General features: G+C 62.6%; 21 protein-coding genes and 1 pseudogene. 9 read left to right on the forward strand and 13 right to left on the reverse strand.

What is annotated here, in order from left to right; genetic code table 11:
• Positions 1-39 precede the first annotated feature (39 nt).
• Complete coding sequence (locus ACOCG7_RS24715) at positions 40-369, forward strand: hypothetical protein (RefSeq protein ID WP_083084123.1); 330 nt, start codon at positions 40-42, stop codon at positions 367-369.
• A gap of 80 nt (positions 370-449) precedes the next feature.
• Complete coding sequence (locus ACOCG7_RS24720; RefSeq protein WP_421377732.1) at positions 450-2,561, forward strand: phosphocholine-specific phospholipase C; 2,112 nt, start codon at positions 450-452, stop codon at positions 2,559-2,561.
• Between the two features lie 140 nt (positions 2,562-2,701).
• Here the strand turns inward: ACOCG7_RS24720 and ACOCG7_RS24725 are convergent, their stop codons facing one another.
• Positions 2,702-3,082 carry a DUF5594 family protein gene (locus ACOCG7_RS24725; RefSeq protein WP_073430538.1) on the reverse strand — a complete coding sequence of 127 codons (381 nt, stop codon included), beginning with the start codon at positions 3,080-3,082 and terminating at the stop codon, positions 2,702-2,704.
• 51 nt (positions 3,083-3,133) lie between these two features.
• Between ACOCG7_RS24725 and ACOCG7_RS24730 the strand changes: the two are divergent.
• A pseudogene (locus tag ACOCG7_RS24730) lies at positions 3,134-3,397 on the forward strand (DUF2000 family protein); the annotation flags it as partial.
• Between the two features lie 37 nt (positions 3,398-3,434).
• Here ACOCG7_RS24730 and ACOCG7_RS24735 read toward each other — a convergent pair.
• On the reverse strand, positions 3,435-3,623 hold the full coding sequence (locus tag ACOCG7_RS24735) for a hypothetical protein (RefSeq protein ID WP_114162869.1): 189 nt from the start codon (positions 3,621-3,623) through the stop codon (positions 3,435-3,437).
• A 448-nt stretch (positions 3,624-4,071) separates the two neighbouring features.
• On the opposite strand from ACOCG7_RS24735, the gene ACOCG7_RS24740 reads away from it, so the two are divergent.
• Both ACOCG7_RS24740 and ACOCG7_RS24745 read left to right on the forward strand, forming a co-directional pair.
• Complete coding sequence (locus tag ACOCG7_RS24740) at positions 4,072-5,280, forward strand: acyl-CoA dehydrogenase family protein (protein WP_421377735.1); 1,209 nt, start codon at positions 4,072-4,074, stop codon at positions 5,278-5,280.
• Between the two features lie 12 nt (positions 5,281-5,292).
• Complete coding sequence (locus ACOCG7_RS24745) at positions 5,293-6,432, forward strand: acyl-CoA dehydrogenase family protein (protein WP_244744855.1); 1,140 nt, start codon at positions 5,293-5,295, stop codon at positions 6,430-6,432.
• Here the strand turns inward: ACOCG7_RS24745 and ACOCG7_RS24750 are convergent.
• The 4 genes from ACOCG7_RS24750 to ACOCG7_RS24765 all read right to left on the reverse strand — a co-directional run bounded on the left by ACOCG7_RS24750 (position 6,425) and on the right by ACOCG7_RS24765 (position 11,555).
• Positions 6,425-7,972, reverse strand: a complete 1,548-nt coding sequence (locus ACOCG7_RS24750; protein ID WP_421377737.1) for a UxaA family hydrolase — start codon at positions 7,970-7,972, stop codon at positions 6,425-6,427. The genes ACOCG7_RS24745 and ACOCG7_RS24750 overlap by 8 nt on opposite strands.
• Before the next feature lie 5 nt (positions 7,973-7,977).
• The gene (locus ACOCG7_RS24755; RefSeq protein WP_244744854.1) at positions 7,978-9,261 is read right to left on the reverse strand and encodes an MFS transporter; all 1,284 of its coding nucleotides are present in this window, start codon (positions 9,259-9,261) and stop codon (positions 7,978-7,980) included.
• Positions 9,262-9,391: 130 nt separating this feature from the next.
• Entirely contained in the window at positions 9,392-10,528 is a 1,137-nt protein-coding gene (locus tag ACOCG7_RS24760; protein ID WP_244744853.1) for a mannitol dehydrogenase family protein, read from the reverse strand.
• Between the two features lie 16 nt (positions 10,529-10,544).
• The gene (locus ACOCG7_RS24765) at positions 10,545-11,555 is read right to left on the reverse strand and encodes a zinc-binding alcohol dehydrogenase family protein (RefSeq protein WP_244744852.1); all 1,011 of its coding nucleotides are present in this window, start codon (positions 11,553-11,555) and stop codon (positions 10,545-10,547) included.
• 331 nt (positions 11,556-11,886) lie between these two features.
• Between ACOCG7_RS24765 and ACOCG7_RS24770 the strand changes: the two genes are divergently transcribed.
• The 4 genes from ACOCG7_RS24770 to ACOCG7_RS24785 all read left to right on the forward strand — a co-directional run bounded on the left by ACOCG7_RS24770 (position 11,887) and on the right by ACOCG7_RS24785 (position 17,624).
• Positions 11,887-12,603 (forward strand): FadR/GntR family transcriptional regulator, encoded by a 717-nt coding sequence (locus ACOCG7_RS24770; RefSeq protein WP_235004905.1) that lies wholly within the window; start codon positions 11,887-11,889, stop codon positions 12,601-12,603.
• Positions 12,604-12,776: 173 nt separating this feature from the next.
• Positions 12,777-13,403 carry a dihydrofolate reductase family protein gene (locus ACOCG7_RS24775; RefSeq protein WP_244744851.1) on the forward strand — a complete coding sequence of 209 codons (627 nt, stop codon included), beginning with the start codon at positions 12,777-12,779 and terminating at the stop codon, positions 13,401-13,403.
• A gap of 253 nt (positions 13,404-13,656) precedes the next feature.
• Complete coding sequence (locus ACOCG7_RS24780; RefSeq protein ID WP_114162878.1) at positions 13,657-14,793, forward strand: substrate-binding domain-containing protein; 1,137 nt, start codon at positions 13,657-13,659, stop codon at positions 14,791-14,793.
• Entirely contained in the window at positions 14,790-17,624 is a 2,835-nt protein-coding gene (locus ACOCG7_RS24785; RefSeq protein ID WP_244744850.1) for an ATP-binding protein, read from the forward strand. The genes ACOCG7_RS24780 and ACOCG7_RS24785 overlap by 4 nt, the downstream gene beginning before the upstream one ends.
• Positions 17,625-17,924: 300 nt before the next feature.
• Here ACOCG7_RS24785 and ACOCG7_RS24790 read toward each other — a convergent pair whose 3' ends face one another.
• From ACOCG7_RS24790 to ACOCG7_RS24820, 7 genes are all read right to left on the reverse strand, one after another.
• Positions 17,925-19,232, reverse strand: a complete 1,308-nt coding sequence (locus ACOCG7_RS24790; RefSeq protein WP_421377742.1) for a hypothetical protein — start codon at positions 19,230-19,232, stop codon at positions 17,925-17,927.
• 185 nt (positions 19,233-19,417) lie between these two features.
• The gene (locus ACOCG7_RS24795) at positions 19,418-19,918 is read right to left on the reverse strand and encodes a hypothetical protein (RefSeq protein ID WP_421377744.1); all 501 of its coding nucleotides are present in this window, start codon (positions 19,916-19,918) and stop codon (positions 19,418-19,420) included.
• Between the two features lie 335 nt (positions 19,919-20,253).
• Positions 20,254-20,460 carry a hypothetical protein gene (locus ACOCG7_RS24800; RefSeq protein WP_421377746.1) on the reverse strand — a complete coding sequence of 69 codons (207 nt, stop codon included), beginning with the start codon at positions 20,458-20,460 and terminating at the stop codon, positions 20,254-20,256.
• Positions 20,461-20,490: 30 nt separating this feature from the next.
• Entirely contained in the window at positions 20,491-20,811 is a 321-nt protein-coding gene (locus ACOCG7_RS24805; protein WP_421377748.1) for a hypothetical protein, read from the reverse strand.
• Positions 20,812-21,050: 239 nt separating this feature from the next.
• A complete protein-coding gene (locus tag ACOCG7_RS24810; protein ID WP_421377750.1) occupies positions 21,051-21,731 on the reverse strand; it encodes a hypothetical protein in 681 nt (226 codons plus the stop codon).
• A gap of 335 nt (positions 21,732-22,066) precedes the next feature.
• Complete coding sequence (locus ACOCG7_RS24815; protein WP_421377752.1) at positions 22,067-22,387, reverse strand: hypothetical protein; 321 nt, start codon at positions 22,385-22,387, stop codon at positions 22,067-22,069.
• Positions 22,384-22,671, reverse strand: a complete 288-nt coding sequence (locus tag ACOCG7_RS24820; RefSeq protein ID WP_421377754.1) for a hypothetical protein — start codon at positions 22,669-22,671, stop codon at positions 22,384-22,386. Before ACOCG7_RS24820 ends, ACOCG7_RS24815 begins: the two co-directional genes overlap by 4 nt.
• Between the last annotated feature and the right edge of the window lie 11 nt (positions 22,672-22,682).

The following is a 22,682-nucleotide window of genomic DNA, read 5'->3' on the forward strand; positions in this document are numbered from 1 at the left end:
GATGCCCTCGCACCCCTTCCCTGTGCCGGAGTCGTTGCCATGTCCGTTGTGCCGAAGCCATCCCTTGCTGTTTATCGCAAACGTTTGGCGGGCGCGCTGGTCACAGCGTCCTTGTGCGCGCTGATCGGCGCATGCGGCGACGAGGGCCGCGACCCGAGCCAGGCCGGCGCTGCCCGACGTTCAGACAACGCTTCGGCAGATAACAGCAACACCCCGGCGGTCCTCTCAGCCGATCCGTCATCCGCATCACCCGCACCCGCAGCAGTCACGATTCAAAGCCCAGCACTGCCCGCATCAAGCGCCGACCCGGCACTGTCCGCCGCCGCGTCGACGCCGCTCGCCCCACCCGTCATTCATACCGTTGATTGAGTTCCGCGTCCACGCAATGCGCGGGTTGATACTCGCGCGTCGCGTGGTTCGTTCCTCTACCGAGATCGAAGGCCAAAACCATGACATCAAAAAATCGCCGTGATTTTCTGCGCTCCGCCGCGCATGCCGCCGGGTCCGTGACCGCGTTGAGCATGTTGCCGCTGGGCATTCGCAACGCCCTCGCCATTCCGGCGAACAACGCAACCGGCACCATCCGCGACGTGGAGCACATCGTCGTGCTGATGCAGGAAAACCGCTCGTTCGACCACTACTTCGGCACGCTCAAGGGCGTGCGCGGTTTCGGCGACACGCGCGCGATCAATCTGCCCAACGGCAAACCGGTGTGGTATCAGCCGCTCGCCGCGGATGCCGGCTACGTGCTGCCGTTTCGTCCCACCGCGTCCAACCTCGGCATGCAGTTTCTGCAGGATCTCCCGCACGACTGGAACAGCTCGCAGGCGGCATGGAACGGCGGCCGCTACGATCAGTGGGTGCCCGCGAAGAGCGCCACGACGATGGCCTACCTCACGCGCGAGGACATTCCGTTTCACTACCAGCTCGCCGACGCCTTCACGATCTGCGACGCGTATCACTGCTCGCTGATCGGCCCGACCGATCCGAACCGCTATTACATGTGGAGCGGCTGGGTGGGCAACGACGGCAGCGGCGGCGGTCCGGTGATCGACAATTCCGAGCTCGGCTATGGCTGGTCCACCTACCCGGAAGTGCTGCAAAACGCGGGCATCTCGTGGAAGATCTATCAGGACGTGGGCGTGGGACTCGACGCGAAGGGCTCATGGGGCTGGACCGAGAATCCGTACATCGGCAATTACGGCGACAACTCGCTGCTGTATTTCAACCAGTACCGCAACGCGCAGCCGGGCAACCCGCTGTACGACAACGCGCGCACCGGCACGAACGCCACGAAGGGCGACGGCTATTTCGACATTCTGAAGCGCGACGTGCAGAACAACACGCTGCCGCAAGTCTCGTGGATCACCGCGCCCGAGGCGTATTCCGAGCATCCGAACTGGCCCGCCAATTACGGCGCGTGGTACATCGATCAGGTCTTGCAGATTCTCACGTCGAACCCCGAGGTGTGGAGCAAGACGGTCCTGCTGATCAATTACGACGAGAACGACGGCTTCTTCGATCACATCTCGCCGCCGTTCGCGCCCGCTTCGAGCGCGAATGGCTTGTCCACCGTCGACACGGTCAACGAGATCTATCCCGGCGATGCGAAAAGACCCGCCGGTCCCTACGGACTGGGCGCGCGCGTGCCGATGCTGGTGGTCTCGCCGTGGTCGAAAGGCGGCTATGTGTGCTCGGAACTGTTCGACCATACGTCGGTGATCCGCTTCATCGAACAGCGCTTCGGCGCGCAGAACAATCTGGGCGAAGCGAACATCTCGCCGTGGCGCCGCGCGGTATGCGGCGACCTGACGTCGGCGTTCAACTTCAGCAACCCCAACGATGCGTTCCCGAAGCTGCCGAGCACGAGCGGCTATGTGCCGCCCGATCAGAATCGCCACCCGGACTACGTGCCGCTGCCGCCGGCCGTGCAGGCGGTGCCGAAGCAGGAGCCCGGCGTGCGGCCGGCTCGCGCGCTGCCATATGAACTCTTCGTGCGCGTTCACGGCGAAGGTTCGCTCAATAAGCTCGTGATGCGTTTCGTCAACACGGGCAGCACCGGCGCGGTGTTCCTGGTCTACACCGCGAACGGTCTCGCCGCGCCGCGCACCTATACGGTGGAAGCGGGCAAGCGTTTGCAGGACGAGTTGCCGCTGAATGCCGACGGCACCTACGACTTCACCGTGCACGGCCCGAACGGTTATCTGCGGCGCTTTGCGGGCCGGCCGGTCGCCCGTAGCTGGTGGGACGGATCGGGCATCGCGCGTCCTGAAGTCGAGGAAGGCTACGATGTCGCGAACGGCAATCTGCAGTTGCGGCTCATCAATGTGGGCGGCGAGCGTTGCCGCTTCCATATCGTCAACGCCTATGACCCGAAACATGAAATCAAGCATTGGGTGCGCGGCGGCGATACGGACCAGATCTACCTCGACCTGCGCAACGCCTACGGCTGGTACGACCTGGCGATCACGGTGGAGAAGGATGCGCTGTTCGCGCGGCGTTTTGCCGGCCACGTGGAAACCGGCAAGAGCAGCATGAGCGATCCGGCGCTGGGCGGTTGACGCTCGTTCAGGATTCGGCCGAAGCAGTCAGACGTCCGCGGGAAAGATAGCGGCCGCTGCGAAGCGAGCAGCGGCCGCTTTTCATTCGTCTTCGCAAGCGCGCCGCGAGCGGCTTCGAGCGGCTTCGAGCCGCACCACCGTCACGACTCGAAGTCGAGCCCGCCGATCAACATCACCGGCTCGCCCTGCGTATGCGAGAGAAAATCCAGTTCGCGCGCATGCCGCCAGGCCGTGAGCTTGCGCGGCAACGCGGCCAGATAGTTGTCGAAGCGCGCCGGCTCTCGCGCGCTCACCAACCTTTCAATCTCGTCGCTGTCCCACGTCAGATACAGATTCAACGGATGCGCGTAGTGGCGGATATCGTCGATCGGCGCGGCATGAATCCGCACGCGCGTCGGATGCCCGTGGCCGCCGTAAGGCAGCACTTCGGTATGCACGGTGGTGGCGAAACACGCGGCGATGGCCTCGGCGATGCGCGGCGCGAACTGTTCATCGAAACGGGCGGCATTCTGTGGACGCATGGGTGTCTCCGACGCTCTGCGCAATGAGCGAAGCATCGTAGCACGCGTGTGCGGCTGCTCGGTCAACCGATGATGGTGTACCAGGCGGACAACGCCGGTTTGTTGCGGGCCTTTCGCCAGCGCATCGAGCGTGAACTGCCGCGCGCGGTCTATGTGCGCGCGATGTTCTCGACCGGCCACGATCAGGCGAACCGCGAGGTGTTCCGCGCCGGACCCGCCGAACCCGCCGATGCGCCCGATCTCGCCGGGCTCGCGGTGCGCGGCGCGAAGAAGGCCGTCGACAAGGCGGTCAAGGGTCTATCGCTGCATGCCTGATTGTCGCGCGCGACGCTTTACACGTCGGCTTGTTGGTTCATCGCGGCGCCTTTCGTTGCTCGCGTTTGGCGGCGCGCCAGCGAAACAGCAAGCTGACCAGCGCGGCAAGGAGCGCGGTGCCCGCATAGCCGGCGAAACGGATGGCCTGCTCGGCAGGCAGGCGCGCGACCAGTACGACGACAATGGCGCTTGCAAGCAGCGCCAGAAAGGCGATGGCCCATTTCATCCGCGTCTCCTCTGGGTTTCACGTGTCGCCCGATGGCGCACGGCTCTTCGTTTTTGTTGAGCATACCCGCGACCGCTCAAGCCGTAATTCTCTTCCGCTTTCCCACGCCTGCTTCAGAACAAGCTCGATGAAAGTCGCCGCCGCCCGCGTGTGATGTGGTTCGGCCTATACAGCATCTACTCCATGTGATTGTCAATAAAGCCTGACCGACCGACAATCGGGCATTCACCGGACTCGGCACACCCGATCAGAATCAGGAGACAAGCCATGAGCCTCAATCTTTCGACCGACGCCGTGACGCGCGAATTGCGCGGCGCGGATTTTGCGAGCCTCGATCAAAAGGTTTGACTTGCCACGTCATCGAGCTTCGTTGCGGTAAGCACATCTCGGCCGGCGGTGGCCTGCCCGCGCACCGCTGCTCTACTCAACCTTCACGGACACCCTCGTCATGGATCTGAACTTCACTGCCGAAGAAGAAGCCTTTCGCGCCGACGTGCTGGCCTTTTTGCGCGACAAGCTCCCGCAACGTCTCGCCAGCAAGGTGCACGGCGGACGCCGCCTCACGCGCGACGACATGGCCGAGTGGCACGCGATTCTCAACGCGCAAGGCTGGCTCGCGAATCACTGGCCGAAGGAATACGGCGGCCCAGGCTGGGATGCAGTGCGGAAATTCATCTTCGAAAACGAATGCGCGTTGGCGGGCGCGCCGCGCGTGGTGCCGTTCGGCGTCAACATGCTCGGCCCGGTGCTGATCAAATACGGCAGCGACGCGCAGAAGCGCCACTGGCTTCCACGCATACTCGACGGCTCCGATTGGTGGTGCCAGGGCTATTCGGAGCCGGGCGCGGGTTCCGATCTGGCCTCGGTGAAAACCACCTCGGTACGCGGCATGGACGCGCAAGGCGAGCACTACATCGTCAACGGCCAGAAGACGTGGACCACGCTCGGCCACTACGCGAACATGATCTTCTGCCTCGTACGCACCGCGACCGACGTGCGCAAGCAGGACGGCATCAGCTTCCTGCTGATCGATATGACTACGCCGGGCGTCGAGGTGCGGCCGATCATCACGCTCGACGGCGAGCACGAAGTCAACGAGGTGTTTTTCACCGACGTGCGCGTGCCGGCCGCGAATCTCGTCGGCGAAGAGAACAAGGGCTGGACCTACGCGAAGTATCTGCTCACGTACGAGCGCACCAATATCGCGGGCGTCGGTTTCTCCGTGGCCGCGTTCAACCGCTTGCGCACGATCGCCGCGAAACAGCGGCGCAACGGCCGGCCGCTGGCGGAAGATCCCTTGTTCGCGGCGCGCATGGCGCGCGTCGAGATCGACCTGGAGAACATGAAGACCACCAACCTGCGCGTGATCGCGGCGGTGGCCGGCGGCGGCGTGCCGGGCGCGGAGAGTTCGATGCTGAAGATTCGCGGCACGGAGATTCGCCAGGAGATCTCGTCGCTCACGCGCCGCGCGATGGGCGCATACGCGCAACCGTTCATCGAAGAAGCCTTGCACGATGGTTTCGCGGGCAAGCCGGTCGGCCCCGACGAAGCCGCGAGCGCGGCGGCTTCGTATTTCAACAACCGCAAGCTGTCGATTTTCGGCGGCTCCAACGAAATCCAGAAGAACATCATTTCCAAAATGATCCTGGGACTGTAAGGGGCGCAACTCATGAACTTCCAGCACACCGAAGACCGCCGCATGCTGGCCGATACGCTCAACCGTTTTATCAGCGAGCAATACGGCTTCCAGACGCGCGACCGGATTGCGGCCTCGGCACAGGGCTTCAGCGCCGAACTGTGGCATCGCTTCGCGGAGCTAGGCATCATCGGCGCGTTGTTCGATGAGGCGAACGGCGGCTTTGGCGGCGACGGGTTCGATATCGCCGTGGTGTTCGAGTGCCTGGGCCGCGGCCTCGTCGTCGAACCGTTTCTCGATACGTTGATCGTCGGCCAGGCGATTGCGAAGAGCGGCAACGAGACGCAGAAAGCGCTGCTCGTCGAATTGATCGACGGTTCGCGAATCGTCGCGCTCGCGCATGGCGAGCCGGACAGCCACTACGAGCTGGCTCGCGTGACGACGCGTGCCGAGCGCCACGGTAACGCATGGCACTTGAGCGGCGCGAAGGCGGTCGTTCAGCACGGCGAGAATGCTTCGCTCTTTCTGGTTTCCGCGCGCACCGCCGGCGCCGACGACGAAGAAGAAGGCGTGACCCTCTTTCTCGTGCCGCGCGATGCAGCGGGTGTCGGCGTGCGCGGCTATCGCAAGATCGACGGCGGGCGCGCGGCCGAAGTGACGTTCGACAACGTGTCGCTCGACGACGGCGCGCTGCTCGGCCTATCCGGCGAGGGTTACGCCACGCTGGAATACGCGATTGCCCGCGGGGTACTGGCGCTGTGCGCCGAAGCGGTCGGCGCAATGGATGTCGCGAAGGAGCACACGCTCGAGTATCTGCGCACGCGCAAGCAGTTCGGCGTGCCCATCGGCAGCTTCCAGGCGTTGCAGCATCGCATGGCCGATTTGCTGCTCGAAATCGAGCAGGCGCGCTCGGCGGTGATCAATGCGGCGGCGGCGTTGGGCGCGGCGCGCACGGTTCGCGAGCGAGCGCTTTCGGCGGCGAAATACAGTATCGGCCGGATCGGCACGCTGGTCGCCGAGGAGTGCATTCAACTGCATGGCGGAATCGGCATGACGTGGGAACTGCCGCTCGCTCACTATGCGAAGCGCCTCGTGATGATCGATCATCAGCTAGGCGATGAGGACCATCATCTGGAGAGATTCGTGGCGCTGGGGCGCGAATCGTTCAGGTGATGACGCCCAATTGCCACGGCACGAACTCATTTTGTCCATAACCGTTCGCTTCGCTTTTCGACGGGGCCCCGGATGCGCATTCGAGCATGCGCTCGAAGATGAGGTCGCCGAGTTCCGCAACCGAGGCGTTGCCGTCCACCACGCCGCCGCAATTGATGTCCATGTCGTCCTCCTGCCTTTCCCACAGCGCTGTATTGGTCGCGAGTTTCAACGAAGGCGATGGCGCGCAGCCGTATGCGGAACCGCGCCCGGTCGTGAAACAGATCAGATTGGCGCCTGACGCGACCTGCCCTGTCGCCGAAACCGGGTCGTAGCCCGGCGAGTCCATGAAGACGAATCCCTTTGCGTCGATGCGTTCAGCGTACTGATACACCTCGACGAGATTGGTCGTGCCGCCCTTGGCCACCGCGCCGAGGGACTTTTCGAGAATCGTCGTCAAACCGCCGACCTTGTTGCCCGCGGACGGATTGTTGTCGAGCGCCGCGCCGTTCCTCGCGCAATAGTTTTCCCACCAGGCAACGCGTGCCAGCAGTTTCTCGCCCACCTCGCGACTGACGGCGCGACGTGTCAGCAAATGCTCGGCGCCGTAGATTTCCGGTGTCTCCGAGAGAATCGCCGTGCCGCCGTTCCGTACCAGCCGGTCGACCGCCGCGCCCAGCGCGGGGTTCGCCGAAATGCCCGAGTAGCCGTCGGACCCGCCGCATTGCAAACCGACGATCAGATGCGAGGCCGGCAACGGTTCGCGCGTGACACGATTGGCATCGGCGAGCATCTCCCTCACCATGTCGATGCCGCGTTCGATGGTCTTTCTCGTTCCGCCGGAGTCTTGAATCGTGAAGCTGCGCAGCCGCTCTCCCGCTTTTAACCCGGCCGATTCCAGTACGCCCGAAATCTGGTTCGTCTCGCAGCCGAGACCGACGAACAAGACCGAGTGGAAGTTCGGATGAATCGCATAGCCGGCCAGCGTGCGCCGCAGCACCGCGAGACCTTCGCCCATCGTGTCGATGCCGCAGCCGAGGCCGTGCGTCAATGCGACCACGCCGTCGACGTTGGGGTAAGGCGCGAGCGCTTGCGGATGCACGTCGCGCCGGAAGTGATCGGCGATGGCGCGCGCGACGGTGGCCGAGCAGTTCACGCTCGTCAAAATGCCGATGAAATTGCGCGTCGCGACTCGTCCGTCGTCGCGGCGGATGCCCATGAAGGTCGCGGGCTCGCGCGCGTATTCAGTCGGATGCAGATCGATACCGAACGCATGCTCTCGTGAAAACTCAGCCATGCCGAGGTTGTGAACGTGGACGTGCTGACCACGAGAGATCGGTTCCTTGGCCACGCCGATGATCTGGTTGTAGCGTTTCACCGGCTCACCGGCGGCCATATCGCGTGTCGCGATCTTGTGGCCGGGCGGAATGAGCCCGGCGACCACGAGATTCTCCGACGCGATGCGCGCGCCGGACATCAATTGCCGGGTTGCGATCACGACATCGTCGTTGTCGTGGAGACGAATGGCTGCAAGATCGGATACGGTCGAGATCGAAGGCATGATGTTTATACCGCTGACTGAACAGGGCTCTCTGCGGGGGAATGTGCGTCGTCCACGGACAACGGTTCGATTTTTTTCACGATCACCAGATAGCTGAACGCGCCAAGCACACAGAAGCCGCCCGCCACGCACAGCGGAATCGTGAACGACCCGTGCGTGAGCGACACCATCAGGCCGGTGAACGTCGTGATCACGATGCCGGCGAGATTCGACGCAAAGTTCTGAATCCCGCCGATGGACGCGACGTGATCGGGCGTGGGAGCGACATCGCCGGGCAGGGACCAGATGCTCGCCCCGGCAAACGACAGGCTGCCATAAGCGATGCCGAAGAATGCCAGCATCAGATAGATATTCGTCGTGAACGCGCAGAGCGTGATGATCGACGAAAGAAGCATGCCGCCCACCATGCAGGTCTTGCGAGCCCTGGTCAGACTCCAGCCGCGGCGATACAGCGCATCGGACACATATCCGCCGAGCCAGCCGCTCGGAATCGCCATGAGCGCGGGAATCATGCCTAGCGTACCCAGCGATTTCAGCGAGAAGCCGCGCGTCTGAACAAGATAGCTAGGGAACCAGGTAATGAAAAAATAGATGACGAAGTTCAGGCAGAAGAAGCCGAGCATCATGCCCCACAGCGTCCGGTGCCTGAAGAGCGAAAGCCACGGAATCTTCTTCTTCGGCGCGGCCTGTTGCCGCGCAACGGCGTCGGCCTCGCCGGTGAGATCCCCGCGCGATGAACTTCTATAGATCAGGAACCAGCCGAGCACCCAAACGAACCCGACGGCGCCGGTGATGATGAACGACGCTTCCCAGCCGAGCGCGTTGATGATCAGTGCGACCAGCGGAATCGAAAGCGCGGAGCCCACGCGCGATCCGCTATCGAAGATACTCGTGGCGAGCGCGCGTTGCGCCGGCTTGAACCATTGGCTCACGAGTTTTGCACAGGACGGATAGGCCCCCGCTTCGCCCACGCCAAGCAGCAGACGGCAGCCGAACATGGCGGTGACGCTCGTCGCCGCGGCGGTGAGCGCCGTAAAAAGCGACCACCAGCCGACCGCCAGCGGCAACGCGATTCGCGCGCCGATGCGATCGACGAACCAACCGAACGGCATTTGCATTAGCGCATAGGTCCAGAAGAATCCGCTCAGGATGAGTCCCATCTGAGCCGGGCCGATATCGAGCGCCTTCTGGATTGCCGGTGCCGCGACGGCCATATTCGCGCGATCGACGTAGTTGATCGCGATGGCGAGAAAGCAGAGAAATATCACTACCCAACGCATACTGCGCATATTCGTCTCCTATGCTTCTGAGTTGACGGTCTCCGGTTTTTCCGCTGGACCGATTGTTTTTGGATTGAGGACAGCGAGGAACTGATTCCGGTCGCTGAGGTGCAACTTAGCTGCGAACTTAGGTGCCGCCTTAAGTGCCGCCCCCAAGCGCCAGCCTCAGCCGCTTCTGCTCGACCCGGACGCCTAGTTCACTCGCGAGATCGACGACCGGCTTCAGTCGGCGCTGCTTTTTTTCCTGATGATTGCCGGCGATGTCGGCGAGACGGTGGGCGAGAAACGGGTTTTCGAAACGATCGCGCACGTCGTCGAGATATTTGCTGGCGATTTCGTACTGGCCCAGTGCTTCGAAAACCGGAAGCACTTCATCCTTCCATGTCGATTCAAGCGCTCCACGCCAGGATTCGTTGCGCATGCCATCCAGTACAGTGGTGCCGGCTTCTCCTCGCGAACCAAGCCAGAACTCCGCAAGCATCGTGTGGCCGAGATTGAGCAGGAAAAGCTTCAAACGTTCGAAATGGGCCAGATCGTCGGTGACGATGATGCTCTCGTGCCGGCACGGCAACACCATGCCCTCCTGACGCTCGATGGCCCACAGCGCGTAGGGCTCGGCCACCGCCCCGACGGGATCGATGGCTTCCGAGACGATCCGGTCGACCAGCGAGTTGACCCAGATGCAGTCATGCGCCAGGTAGTGAAGAAAGCCTGGCTCCATGTGCCAGCCACGCGCGACCGACATCACCAGATCGCGCAGGACATCGCCATTGCGCGAAATCAGTTCGCAGGGCAGCACGGTGATCGCCTTGCCTCCCGCGCGATAACGTTCGTGCAGCAAAGCGGCCAGCTTCGCCGCGAAGCCGCGCGGCGCGGAGCCCGCGGCGAGCGTGGAGGCCGTGTCGTCGGCGAACAGCGCATAGCCGTTGTCCGCCGTGTTCGACACGATCACCTCCACCTGGTCCCGGATGCGCTCGAGCAATGCGGGCCAGTCATCGTCGGCGTGGAGCGCTTGCGCGACGCTATCGCATTCGATGGTCAGGTCGACTGTCTGCTTGCGCTGCAAACCGCGGATGCGAACGGGATATCGGCCGGTTGCGCGAAGCGCCTCGATACGCGCGCGGCTTTGCGGGCTCGTGGTCGTTTGCACGACGGCGATCTTGCCCAACGCGTCGTCTGGATGACGGCGCGCCGCCTCGCACACGAACAGGTCGACATGCGCTTGCAAGAATCGGCTGGTTCCAAACTGAAGAATCGGACAGGTCGTGATTGTCATTCGCAGAGCTCGCCCTTCAGCATTCGACAATCGCTTTGACGACACCCGCGGAGGGCGCCAGCAGCTTCGAGAATTCGGTGGGAAGGGACGACAGTTGCAGACGATGGGTGTTGAGCGCCGCGTCGGGAATCTTCCCCGCGCGCATGGCGTCGAGGACGGTGTCGAAATCTTCCAGCGTCGCATTTCTGCTGCCCAGCAGCGTCGCCTCGCGCTTATGGAACTCCGGGTCGGAGAACGATATGACGTCCTTGACGACAGAGATGAGGACGTATTTCCCGCCGTGCGCAATAAACTCGAAACCGCGCCGCATGGCGTCCGCGTTGCCGGTTGCATCGAATACCACGTCGAAGAATTCGCCGTCCGTGAGTTCGCTCAGGCGCTCGACATCCCCCTCGCCGAGGGCAACCGACGCCGCCACTTCTATCTTCGCGGAACAGAAGGCCAGGCGATCCGCTCGTGAATCGAGGGCGGTCACGGTGGCGCCTCGCAGCTTGGCGAAGATCATGGCCGCCATGCCGATGGGCCCGGCGCCGACAACCAGCACGCGCTGTCCGGCGCTGACGTCCGCGCGCCGTACCGCATGCGCGCCGATCGCGAGAAATTCGACCATGGCGGCCTGGTCGAGCGTCACGCCTTCCGCCTTGCGCACGAACTGGGCCGGCACGCTCAGATACTCGGTCATCGCGCCGTCCCGGTGAACGCCGAGGACCTGGATGTTCACGCAGCAATTGGTCTTGCCGTTACGGCACGCAATACATTTGCCGCACGACAGATACGGCATCACATACACGGCATCGCCAATGTTCAAAGCCGAACTGTCGTCGGCCTCTTCGACCGTGCCCGACAGTTCGTGGCCCATCACGCGGGGATACTGGAGGTAGGGCTGATTCCCCGTGAAGATGTGCATGTCGGTGCCACACACACCCACGCGCCTGACTCTGAGCAGAACCTCGCCCGCCGCGCGTTCGGGAATCGAGCGCATCTCCGAGCGGAGCGTTCCGGGGTTGTCACAAATAACTGTAAGCATGATTAAGTGGCCTTTATTGACGATTCGTCATGGATCGGACAGAGACGTTCTCTGCCTCCACGCTGTCTTTTCGCGGGCTCGTGAATGAGCGGGAAAAGACTCGCTGACTACCCGAAGCCGCCGCACACTGCGCAAATCAGAGCAGCAGCCCGACGCGTTTGTTGGGCGTAGAATAGTTTTCTCAATAAGAATTGGTCAAGCCACTTTGCCGATTCGCGGGTAAATACCGAGATGTTTCGGGCGAATCCACGCGTGTTTTAGGTGTAAACCCGTACATATGTGGCGTTTCGGCGCCCCATTGCGGTCAGGCCAATTTAAACCCAACCGATGCATGAAACCTCAGACCATGGAACTCAAATCGGTACAGCCGCGCCGGCTTTATCATCTGATCGGCGATCAGATTCGCGCGTATATCGCGGCGAATCATCTTTCGACGGGCGACCGTCTCCCTCCGGAACGCGACCTGGCCCAGCAGTTGAATGTCTCGAGGCCCTCCGTGCGCGAGGCGCTGATCGCGCTCGAAATTCAGGGTGTGGTCGAGATCAAAATGGGCGCCGGCGTTTTCGTGTGCTCCGCCGCACCGGTCTCCGAGGCGCTACGCGACAAGATCGGCGATAGTCCAAGCGACATCATGCAGGCGCGCGCGGCAATCGAAGGTTGCGTTGCGTCGCTGGCGTGCGCGCGTCTGACCGACGAGGGCCTGTCACGTCTACAAGAACTCGTTGCGGACATGCGGCGCTCGATCGCGGAAGGCGGTTCGCCCGTCGAGGCTGATCGGCAATTTCATATGTGTATTGCCGAGATGGCGCAGAACGCGGTGCTGACACGTGTGGTCGGCGAACTGTTCGACGAGCGTCACGCACCCATCGCGGAAAAGTTAAGACGTCAGACGGAAAACGCATCGACCTGGAATGCGGCGCTCGTCGAGCACGAAATGATCGTCGCCGCGCTGATCGCGCGCGACGCGCTGGAGGCGCAAACGGCCATGCGGTTGCATCTGAAGGCGTCTGAAGTTCGCTGGATCGGCTCGCTCAACACGGGTCATTAGCCGGCTTCATCAGATCGGCGCGACACCTGGAACCGGTACATCGAGCGACGCTTGTTAAGCGCGGGCGCTCGGAGCGCGGCCGGCACGTGCAGGCGGCTGGGCGGTTGTCGATCCCCATGCGACTCGTTCGTCGTATCTACGAACCGATCGGGTTCGTGGACCAGGAGAGCATCATGCGCAAGCTCATCGTTTCCGCTTTCATCAGTCTGGATGGCGTCATTCAATCGCCTGGCGGGCCGCGAGAAGATCCCAGCGGCGAATTCCGCCTTGGCGGCTGGATCGTTCCCTATGCGGACGAAGCCACCGGCCAACACTTGCACGACCTGCTCTCGCAGCCGTTCGACTTGCTGCTGGGGCGCCGCACCTACGACATATTCGCGTCGTATTGGCCGCGCGTACCGGCCGATTCAAACAGCCGCGCCATCGCCGACCTGTTCAACAGCGTACCCAAGCACGTGGCCACGCATCGATCCGACACCCTCGACTGGCAGAACAGTCATGCGCTTAAGGGCGAGCTTGCCGACGCGATACGCGCGCTCAAAGATCGGCACGGCGCCAATCTGCTGACGTTTGGCAGCGGCGACATGGTGCGCCAACTGCTCGCGGCCGGTTTGGTGGACGAGCTTCGGCTTCTGATTTATCCCGTCATGCTGGGGCGCGGCAAGCGCCTGTTCGGCGACGACGCGGCAGCGTCCGCGTTGACTCTGGCGCACTCGGCCAGCACCCCTCACGGCGTGCTGATCACCCGCTACCTGCGCAACGGCGCGGTGCGCACAGGAACGTTCGAAGAAGTCGATTAACGCTCCGCGCAGCGAGAGCGCGCGTCCCGGCAAGCTGCCCGGAGGCACGAATCGCAGCCGTTTCACAGGCTTTTACCGGCGCTGCGCGCTCTGGCTGTCACCACGGCCAGGCGTCGTTTTGCTCGCCAACGCACGACCGACGCCATGCGGCCCGGGGTATAGTATGTCGTTCGCGGGGTCACGCTGCGGGCTGCATCTGGGTACATCTTCAACGGCGGGTCCAACGACCCCGATAGTGCCCTTGGGGAACAGCATGAGGGGCTTGCTTCTGGCATTGGCATGCGTGTGTATGCCGTGGGTTGCCACGGCGCAGGGTGTGTTGACGGCCCCCGTGTCCGCCGCCTCGGTCGTCGCCACGAGGGACTACCTGGAGGAAGCGAAGCGCGTTGTCGAGGCCGCGACGCAACCCGCCGCGCCCTGGAACGGGCCGCGCAAGGGACCGCGCGCCCAGGCCGGCAAATACATCGCCGTCGTCGCCGAGGATTTGCGCAACGGCGGCATCCTCGGCGTGGTCGACGGGGTGCTGGAGGCGGCCAAGGCGATCGGCTGGAGCGTGAAGATATTCGACAGCGGCGGCACCCCGAATCTGCGGCTCAAGATGCTGGCCAACGGGCTGGCAAGTCGTCCGGACGGGCTGATCATCGTCGGCGGCGACGCACGCGCATTGCTGCCCGGGCTGCAGCCGTTCGCGGAACGGGGCATCCCGATCGTCGGCTGGCATGTGGCGGCCCAGGCCGGGCCCGTACCCGGCACGCCCGTGGCGATGAACGTGTCGACAGATCCGCTCGAGGTCGCGCGCGTCACCGCGCTGGCAGCCATCGCGCAGTCCGGCGGGCATGCGGGAGCCGTCGTGTTCACCGACACCAATTTCGAGGTTGCGCAAGGCAAGGCGGATGCAATGGCTGCCGTCGTGCGCGCGTGCGGCGGCTGCACGTTGCTCGAAGTGCGCGACGTGGCGATCTCGCGCAATCAGGAACTGATGCCGGGCACGACACGCGCATTGCTCGCGCACTATGGCAAGCGCTGGACGCATGCGCTGGCGATCAACGACATCTACTTCGACTACGCCGCCCCTGTGCTGACCCAGGCCGGGCTATCGAACGCCGCCATGGTCATGCTCTCGGCCGGCGACGGCAGCGAGTCCGCCTTTCTGCGCATCCGGACGGGCACGTTCCAGACCGGCACGGTGGCCGAACCGCTGAACCTGCACGGCTGGCAGTTGATCGACGAGATGAACCGGCTCCTGGCCCGGGAAGCCGTCACGGGTTACGTGTTTCCGGTGCATCTCGTGACGGCGGACAACATCGCCGCGGACGGCGGCGACCGTCTGATCTACGATCCCGCCAACGGCTATCGCGACATCTATCGCCGCATCTGGCAACGCCCGTGAAACTACCGCTCCCACAGTCGCTCACCGCGCAATTCGCGCTCGTGGTTTCGTGCCTCGCGGCCCTGGTGGTCGTGGTCGGCGCCACGACCATCTATTCGTTGACCGGTTCGGCCTACGCGATCCGCCAGTTGGCCGAGCAGCGGCTCGCGCGCCTGGAGGATGCGCAGGGCCTCGCACAGCACACCCTGATGATCGAACGCATGGCCTTGCAGTTGTCGAGCGACGATACCGTCGACGCCGTGCGCGAGACGCATCGGCACATCCTCGACGAGTTGTCCTCCTTCGATCGCCTGATGGACCGCGTGGCCTCCGCGACCACGGGCGAGGACGTCGGTATCGACGCGCTCGCGCTGCGCCGATCGAGCCAGCACTTCCGCAACACGGTCAACATCGAGGCGCAGGTGCGCGAGACCGCGTTGAGCGCCAGCGCCACGCCGATGTCCGCCTCGCAGCCCGGCGCGTCGTTGGCCAGCCTGGACGACGATCTGCGCCGCCAGGCCGACACCCTCGCCGTCGCGGCGCGCCGGCAGTCGGACTATTTCACGCACAAGTACCGCGAAGCGGTGCAGGATCTGGCCGAGCACTCGGACCGCACGCGCAGATGGGTCATCGGCGAGGTTGCGATAAGCCTGCTGCTCGCCTGGCTGATAGCCAGCGCATTCCTCGGACGCCACGTCGTGGCGCGACTGCGCCAGGTCAGCCACTCGCTGCGGCACGGTGATGTCGACAGCGCGCAAGCCGGCGTGCCCGTGCACGGCGGCGACGAAATTGCCGACATGGCGCGCGCGGTCGAGCAGTTCCTGGAAGACCGGCGCCAGCGCAGGCAAGCCGAGGACGCGCTGAAGGAACTCAATGCCGAACTGGAGGCGCGCGTCGCGCGACGCACGGCCGAACTCAGCACCGCGCTTGCGGGCCGGACCGCCGAGATCGTCGAACGTCAGCACGCGGAAGAGGCCGCGCGAGCAAGCGAGCACTTCCTGAACAGCATCGTCGAGCACATCCCGGACACGATCTTCGTCAAGGATGCGGCGACCCTGCGCTTCGTGCGCTTCAACAAGGCGGGAGAGCAACTGCTCGGCTACCGGCGCGAGGAACTCATCGGCAAGTCCGTCCACGACCTGTTTCCGGCGCGGGAGGCCAGTTTCTTCGCGCAGAAGGATCGTGCCGTGCTCGAGTCGCGGCAGATGATCGACGTGCCGGAGGAACTGGTTCACACGCGTCACGGAACGCGCCTCGTGCATACGATGAAGATCCCGATCGTCGATGTGCATGGCGAACCGAAGTTCCTGCTCGGCATCTCGCGCGACATCACGGAGCACAAGCGCGCCGAAGAGGAACTGCGGCGCTATCGCGAGCACCTCGAGGACATGATCCGCGAACGAACGGCCGAACTGGCCGTCGCCAAGGAGCGCGCCGACGCGGCCAACCAGGCCAAGAGCGACTTTCTTGCGCACATGAGCCACGAACTGCGCACACCGTTGAACGGGATTCTCGGCTACGCGCAGATCCTCAAGCGCGACAAGAATTTCGATCAACGCCAGATCGACGGGCTCACGGTGATCCAGCGCAGCGGCGAATACCTGCTCGCGCTCATCAACGACATCCTGGATATGGCCAAGATCGACGCCGCGAGGGTGGAGCTCAACATGTCCGACATTCCGCTCGACCGGTTCATCAACTTCGTTGCCGAGACGATCCGGGTGAAGGCAACGGAAAAGGGCCTGGCCTTCGCGCTTGAAATGCCACCTGATCTTCCCGCGGGCGTACGAGTCGACGAAAAACGCTTGCGCCAGGTGCTGCTCAACCTGCTCTCGAATGCAATCCGCTTTACCGACGAGGGAAGCGTGCGTCTATGCGTCGGTTTCTCCCCGCCGGGGCGGTTGCGTTTCGAAGTGCGGGACACGGGCATCGGCATAGACCGGGAACATCTGGAGGCGATCTTCCGGGCTTTCGAGCAAGTGGGCGACGTTTCGCATCGGCATGGCGGCACGGGGCTGGGTCTCGCCATCAGCCGGCAGCTCGTGCGCTTGATGGGCGGCGAGATCCACGTCGAAAGCCGCCGCGGTGCTGGCAGCACTTTCTGGTTCGAACTGGACGTGCCGGTGGTTGCGCCCATCGCGGCTGTCGTCCCGCCCGAGTGGGCGGCAAGCGGCTACAAGGGGCCGCGCAAGACTGTGCTGGTCGTGGATGATGTGGCGGAAAACCGTGCCGTGGCCGTCGATATGCTCGGCCAGTTCGGATTCGACATGGCCGAGGCCGGCAATGGACTGGAAGCCCTGGAGAAAGCCAAAGCGCTGCGGCCGGCGCTCGTCCTGATGGATGTCGTCATGCCGGGGATGGACGGGCTGGAAGTCACGCGCCGCCTGCGCCAGATGCCGGAGTTCCGCGATCTGCCCATCGTCGCGGTTTCCGCCAGCGCATCGAGGACCGATGCGGCGGAAAGCCTGGCAGCGGGTGCGAACGCCTTCCTGCCCAAACCGATCGACTTCAGCGGGCTGTTGTCACAGCTCGCGGCCCTCCTGAAGATCGAGTGGTGTGACGAGGTTCCGAATACGCGGGCCATTGCATCGGGCCGAACGACAGTACCTGCCGCCGACTCCGCCGCCGAGGCGTTGATCGCGCCACTGCCCGAGGAGGTCGAAGCGCTGCACTACCTGGCGCGACTCGGCGACATGCGTGCCATCGCGCAACACGCCGCGCACCTGATTGAACTCGACGAGCGCTATCGCCCTTTCGCCGATCACCTTTGCCAGTTGGCGAAGAATTACCAGTCCAAGGCAATCCTTCGTTTCATCGAGCAATATAGAGCCGCCGTTGGGACGTCTGAGTGAGAATCGTGGAGCGTGCTTGATGGGCCGTGAGGTAATGACGGGCATCGTCTCGCCTGTAGACCGTCATGCTGTGCTTTCAACGCGGTAACGCAACGTGGATATGGAAGCGTCTCATGCGCCTTGAAGGCGGCTCGAATTTCAGGCGCCAATGAAAAAGCCGCAACGCCTTTCGGCGTGCGGCTTTGATCTTTGGTCGGGGCGAGAGGATTTGAACCTCTGTGACCCCACGGTAGAATAAGGCTTTCCCGGAAGTGTGTCGCGTCGATCCGCAGCGCCAATTGACACAGTGCTCGCAGTCTATCACGCGTTGCCTTCAGGTGGCTCCTTGGTAAAAGCATTAGACGCAACTTTTTCGCCCTTAGGTTTGCCTAATCTCGCAAGCGCGTCGTTTGCTAAATCGACTACCTTCCCGGCGAACCCCGGCACAGTCTTGGCCGCATCCTTGACCACGTCCGAAGCCATCAGTTCATGCCACGGACTGCCGTGCGTCGTCGTCTCAACCAATCGTAGTGGCAGTTCATCAAGACGATTCAGCGCAGACGCTAGCAGGCTCGCTTCGAGGTCTGTATCAATGCGGGCAGCCTCACGCCGATAGCCTTCATACGCCCGCGAAATCGAGGCCTTAAATGCATAGTCCTCGGAGAGCCGGAAGCGCTGACCCACTTGCTTCGTCGCTAACCAGGCAAACCACACAGGCGCGCCCACCGACAGGAGCGACAGAACAACGTCAAGTGATAAGAGGCTCCCCTTCGTCGCCGGGTCCTTGATAAGTTCCGATAGCTGGTGAAGCTGCCGCGATCCGAGATATCCCCCTAATATCAAGGCTAGGACCAATCCGAGAACCCACGCCCACATTGACTTGTCGAGCGCCTTTGATCGCTCCGCAAATGCCGCCGCCAAGCCTTGGCTGGTTGCCGCCGAATACGCCGACTCGCATCTAGCGAGGACAGCATCCGCTTCGCCTGCGTTTTGCTTGAGTTCTGTACTGAGTCCGTCCGCTTCCTCGCGAGTCGCCGAGAGATGTGCGCGATCCCGTTCGGCCTCCCTGAGTAACTCCTGCACTTTTTGGCGCGATTCAGCCAGCGTTTCCAGATCGGTCGGTAATTGGTCGGCGGCGTTGTACGCGCTTTCAATTCGCTCGACCATGTTGGCCAGGGCCGCCGACCTTGGCTCAAGCCCCTTGACCCGCACTTCCATTGCCCGTACCTGCGTAGCTACCCGCCTAACCGCCGCCGCATTTTCAAGAGTTGGATCGTTTGTGAGTACGGGCGCAAGCGCACGCTGCAAGCCGTCCAGCGTGAGCATGTATGCTGTGGCGCCTTGTGCGGCATTTCCCCAGATATTTGGGACTGTACTCGCCCTGAGATACTGGAGTCGCCGTACATAGTCGCTTAGTCGCGCTTCGCTATCCCCCAGCGAATCGCCACCACGCTCCAGAATCAAGGTTGCGACAGACTCTGCCGCTTCGACCAGCTCCGGGCGTGTGAGCCCCGGGAAACTCCAGTTCCCCTGTGCGATGGCAAACGGCTCATCATTCGGAATTGAACTCTTAACCTGTGCCGCGAGTTGGTCCAACTCAACGCAAATTGCCTCTAGGGTCGCATGCATTTTGAATCCCCGGTTCTATGTTTTTGGCTGCACGCCGTTTCGGATTGCTAACACGCGCATTTTACAGCGCAGGCGATAGCGAAAGGGCAGACACTGTCCGCATCACATAGAGCGCACGCCTGCTATGCGGTCAGCATGTTTCCAGTTCGGCACAGCGGAGGGGGATCGCCTAGCGCCCCAAGAAGTCACCGAGCCAACCGAATGGTCGTCAGGTCTAACGGGTCGTCTACACGATACTCGTCGCCATCGTTCAATCCGAGCACTAGGGCCCCGACATCAAACCATACGCCGTAATCGGGGTGACTCTTCGCGATGTTGCGGCGGCGACACCGGATACAACCCGACTCATCGTCATACGCCCAGTCAGACCCGCAAAACCCGTCCACCATCAATCGCTGATGGGTTTCAGTGCGGATTCTGACGGAGACCGCGACGTTCCTGAGCGGCACCAAGGTTGTGGAACCTGACCGGCGGAATTGCATGGCCGCGTTGCGGCGTCGGCGGGCGTTGAGGACATCCCGCTTTTGCTGGGCTTCTTGCTGCTGCTCACGCGCCTCCCGTGCTTCTCGTTGAATCTGGCTGTAGACGGGAGCGTCGAGATTGCCTTGGTGGAACGCGTAGGTCGCCAGCATTCCTCGTGGCAATCCGGCAACCGGTACTTTCTCGGGCGCTTTATTGCGCTTCATTTCGATTCTCCTGGCTGCACGTTGCTCCGAGCCTGTGCGAGTCTGAATGCATACGCCGAGGCGTGCGCCTTCGCGTCTCTCAGTTTCGCGCGGGACCGTCGAGCGCGTTCCACGCGGCGTACGCCGTCTGCTTTCTTGCAATAGCGCGTGAGACCATCGGTGCGGCAGCGGTCGGTGTAGAACTCAGTTACGGGATGGGCGCACCCACAGGCGCGACAGAACTTCATTTTGATGTCCAGCGTCGCCGGGGCGTCTGGGTGGATTGTCATGTTAGATGCTCCTTAGGTTTCTTGAATCGGGCGGGAGTTGTCAGGGCCCGCGCGGGAGGCTCAGATTTAGCCCGCGACTGTCTGCCAGCCTGTGATTTGACCGCCTGTGCTCACAATCGGGACCTGTTTGGTCTGGATTTGATCGCGAGTCGCTGTGAGGTTTCCGCCCGCCAGCGCGGCGGATAGCGTCACGGAGTTCGCGATAATCGTGTTGACGCTCGCGTTGTTCAGGGCGGCCAAAGCGGACACAGCTTTCTCGATGTCGATTTGCATAAAAGTGATTTACCAGAGAAAACGAAGCGCCTAGCGGCGCGGGAGATGCTTTGTCATTCCGGTGGTGTCCGGTTCGACCTCAGCGGCAAAATGCTTGAGGCTGGCGCCAACTGTTGCGGGCATCAATTCGGGCTTGTCGGCGGCGGGTAATGAATTCCACAGACGCCATAGGCGGTCACAGAAAGCTCTGGGACTCTTGTCGAACGCCTCTTGGCTCAGCCGATGGGCTTCATGCCTCGCCCGCGCGTCCGGTGCCGTGGCGACGAGGCGAAGCGACAATGCGTGTAGCCCGGAGGGCTCGGTGACCCCGGCGAAGCACAGGCGACGCAATGTGTCGGCGTATTGCTCCATGTGTTTCCATCCGATGACCGTGCTATTCGAGATGCATTGACTCGGGTGAGTCTGAGGCGATCTGGCTGCGTACTTCCTGGATGGATACGCAGTAATCACAGCGGCCCTGTGAGTCAGAATATTGCTCGGGGTACAGCAGAACGCCACAGGATGTACAGAAGCGCGGTGTGCCTTGCTGCGACAGCGCCGAACGCAAATCAAAGGACATGTTTGGGTGTTGATGGTTGATGGTTGGTGGGTCACATGCCAGTCACGTCGAGGACGGTGAATTTGTTTTGAATACCGTTGTCCCACGTTCCTGCGAAGGAAGTCACACTTGGGGACAGCGCCACCTCGTGCAGCGCATAGCTGGTATCGGGACTGGTGTAAACAGTGCCGTCCTGGTTGCACCGGGAAAAGTTGCCCGACACCGACGTGAGCCCTATACCGCCACCGAGAACTTGGCGGAAGATGTTCGTGTGTTGTACCCACGTTACGAGAGCGAGCCTGCGCCCCGTGGGGAACCCCCCGAACGTCCCGGAGCCCTCGACGGTCCCCACGACGCGCATGGGTGGTCGCCCGGTGTCGTAGATGAGCGCCCCGGTCTCGGAGTAGACCTCCAGCCCCACGTTGGTTCCAGACGGCGTGTGCGGCGCAAATACCCAGTAGTCCATCGTTGTTCCGGTTGTGCCGACGATAATGAACTCGGCAGAGCCGTTCCGTATGCCTGTCATGTGAAAGGCGTACCCGCAGTCGGTCGCCAAAATTTCGTTAGGAGAGGTCGGGATACGGACCGCACAGAGCGAACCCGCCGCACTGTTGACCGGGAAGTCCGTCGCCACGCTGCTCATCGCCCCTTTGCGGGCTAACGTAACCATCGGCGTCGAGCCGTCGATCTGGAACGTTAACGCATCGTTCCATACTTGAAGTCCCGCAGCCACTCACCGAACTCCGTAATAGATGCGACATGCCGAGTTAGTCCAGAACCCGGGGTTTTTATTCGCATCGCGGTTCCACGTCATCCGGTTCCCTGAGAAGGAGATTGCTGGGGCTGTCGCCCAGAAGTTGATATCCACCATGCCTGAGGTTGCGCTGGTGTATGTGTTAACGTTTGCCGACATCACGGGGAAGGCCCAAGGGGTTCCCGTCGTGAGGCGCTCATCGGTGATCGACCCTGCGCTTGTAGTAGCGTCTACATAACCGAGTGTTCGCGTCGTGTAGTCGGCGGTGTCCCAGTAGCAGAATCCTGTCTCATCGAAACATTGAAGACCGGCAGTCAATCGGTTGCCTCGGGGTCGATTAGCTTGCGCGTAGCATCGACCAGCGACGCATAAAGCGCTGCGGCATCGCGGAGCCCAACGAGCGTACCTTCGTGCGTCATGATGTCGGCCTGTATCTGGGTCAGCGTGGCCTCATCGGCTTGCAGACGCGCCGTCAGAAGTGCCCGAGCGTCCTTGGGAGACGAGGCGAACGATTCGGCCTCCTGCGAAGGCTCAAAGCCAAGCGAGGTTTCGATGAGGCCGCAAGCGGGACCGTTGCGCATGATGGCCTGGTCGAGCGTCTCGCCAGGCATGAGGTAGCCAGCGGTCACCGTCATACGCCCGGGTATCTCTTTGCCAACTCCGCGCGGATCGCTGCGGTCTCGGCGGCGGCGGGAGCTTGCGTTTGGGTCACGTGCGGGTCTGAGTCGCGCCATACCGCGTGCTTCTCTTCTGGGCTCAGGTCGTCCGGGGAGCCATAGGCGCGACACAGGTTGGCCTTGTCACGTAGCGGTACGCCTTGGTGGTCGCATTCGACGTAATGGGCGTGCCCCGCCATACGGTCAGCTTCGGTTGCGGGTTGACCGGTGTGGGGGTTCAGATAACGAATGATTGTGGACATATGCAAATTTC

It is taken from the genome of Paraburkholderia sp. DD10 (assembly GCF_049177125.1).
In the GTDB taxonomy this organism is placed as follows: domain Bacteria; phylum Pseudomonadota; class Gammaproteobacteria; order Burkholderiales; family Burkholderiaceae; genus Paraburkholderia; species Paraburkholderia terricola.

Coding starts and splice junctions, on each gene's coding strand:
- ACOCG7_RS24715 (WP_083084123.1), top strand. CDS start 40: ATGTCCGTTGTGCCGAAGCCATCCCTTGCTGTTTATCGCAAACGTTTG.
- ACOCG7_RS24720 (WP_421377732.1), top strand. CDS start 450: ATGACATCAAAAAATCGCCGTGATTTTCTGCGCTCCGCCGCGCATGCC.
- ACOCG7_RS24725 (WP_073430538.1), bottom strand. CDS start 3,082: ATGCGTCCACAGAATGCCGCCCGTTTCGATGAACAGTTCGCGCCGCGC.
- ACOCG7_RS24735 (WP_114162869.1), bottom strand. CDS start 3,623: ATGAAATGGGCCATCGCCTTTCTGGCGCTGCTTGCAAGCGCCATTGTC.
- ACOCG7_RS24740 (WP_421377735.1), top strand. CDS start 4,072: ATGGATCTGAACTTCACTGCCGAAGAAGAAGCCTTTCGCGCCGACGTG.
- ACOCG7_RS24745 (WP_244744855.1), top strand. CDS start 5,293: ATGAACTTCCAGCACACCGAAGACCGCCGCATGCTGGCCGATACGCTC.
- ACOCG7_RS24750 (WP_421377737.1), bottom strand. CDS start 7,972: ATGCCTTCGATCTCGACCGTATCCGATCTTGCAGCCATTCGTCTCCAC.
- ACOCG7_RS24755 (WP_244744854.1), bottom strand. CDS start 9,261: ATGCGCAGTATGCGTTGGGTAGTGATATTTCTCTGCTTTCTCGCCATC.
- ACOCG7_RS24760 (WP_244744853.1), bottom strand. CDS start 10,528: ATGACAATCACGACCTGTCCGATTCTTCAGTTTGGAACCAGCCGATTC.
- ACOCG7_RS24765 (WP_244744852.1), bottom strand. CDS start 11,555: ATGCTTACAGTTATTTGTGACAACCCCGGAACGCTCCGCTCGGAGATG.
- ACOCG7_RS24770 (WP_235004905.1), top strand. CDS start 11,887: ATGAAACCTCAGACCATGGAACTCAAATCGGTACAGCCGCGCCGGCTT.
- ACOCG7_RS24775 (WP_244744851.1), top strand. CDS start 12,777: ATGCGCAAGCTCATCGTTTCCGCTTTCATCAGTCTGGATGGCGTCATT.
- ACOCG7_RS24780 (WP_114162878.1), top strand. CDS start 13,657: ATGAGGGGCTTGCTTCTGGCATTGGCATGCGTGTGTATGCCGTGGGTT.
- ACOCG7_RS24790 (WP_421377742.1), bottom strand. CDS start 19,232: ATGCATGCGACCCTAGAGGCAATTTGCGTTGAGTTGGACCAACTCGCG.
- ACOCG7_RS24795 (WP_421377744.1), bottom strand. CDS start 19,918: ATGAAGCGCAATAAAGCGCCCGAGAAAGTACCGGTTGCCGGATTGCCA.
- ACOCG7_RS24800 (WP_421377746.1), bottom strand. CDS start 20,460: ATGCAAATCGACATCGAGAAAGCTGTGTCCGCTTTGGCCGCCCTGAAC.
- ACOCG7_RS24805 (WP_421377748.1), bottom strand. CDS start 20,811: ATGGAGCAATACGCCGACACATTGCGTCGCCTGTGCTTCGCCGGGGTC.
- ACOCG7_RS24815 (WP_421377752.1), bottom strand. CDS start 22,387: ATGACGGTGACCGCTGGCTACCTCATGCCTGGCGAGACGCTCGACCAG.
- ACOCG7_RS24820 (WP_421377754.1), bottom strand. CDS start 22,671: ATGTCCACAATCATTCGTTATCTGAACCCCCACACCGGTCAACCCGCA.